The organism is Paenibacillus sp. CCS19 (genome assembly GCF_033239625.1).
In the GTDB taxonomy this organism is placed as follows: domain Bacteria; phylum Bacillota; class Bacilli; order Paenibacillales; family Paenibacillaceae; genus Paenibacillus_T.
The window spans coordinates 1-409 of the sequence record NZ_BTCK01000111.1; the positions used below are offsets into that span (position 1 = coordinate 1).

The 409-nt window shown below is 56.2% G+C and carries 1 rRNA gene; it reads left to right on the forward strand.

From position 1 onward, the window contains the following. Positions 1-402: ribosomal RNA gene (locus SBI19_RS29385) — 16S ribosomal RNA — on the forward strand; the annotation flags it as partial. Between the last annotated feature and the right edge of the window lie 7 nt (positions 403-409).

The following is a 409-nucleotide window of genomic DNA, read 5'->3' on the forward strand; positions in this document are numbered from 1 at the left end:
TGGGCACTCTAGAATGACTGCCGGTGACAAACCGGAGGAAGGCGGGGATGACGTCAAATCATCATGCCCCTTATGACCTGGGCTACACACGTACTACAATGGCCAGTACAACGGGCTGCGAAGGGGCGACCTGGAGCGAATCCTATAAAGCTGGTCTCAGTTCGGATTGGAGGCTGCAACTCGCCTCCATGAAGTCGGAATTGCTAGTAATCGCGGATCAGCATGCCGCGGTGAATACGTTCCCGGGTCTTGTACACACCGCCCGTCACACCACGAGAGTTTACAACACCCGAAGCCGGTGGGGTAACCGCAAGGAGCCAGCCGTCGAAGGTGGGGTAGATGATTGGGGTGAAGTCGTAACAAGGTAGCCGTATCGGAAGGTGCGGCTGGATCACCTCCTTTCTAAGGA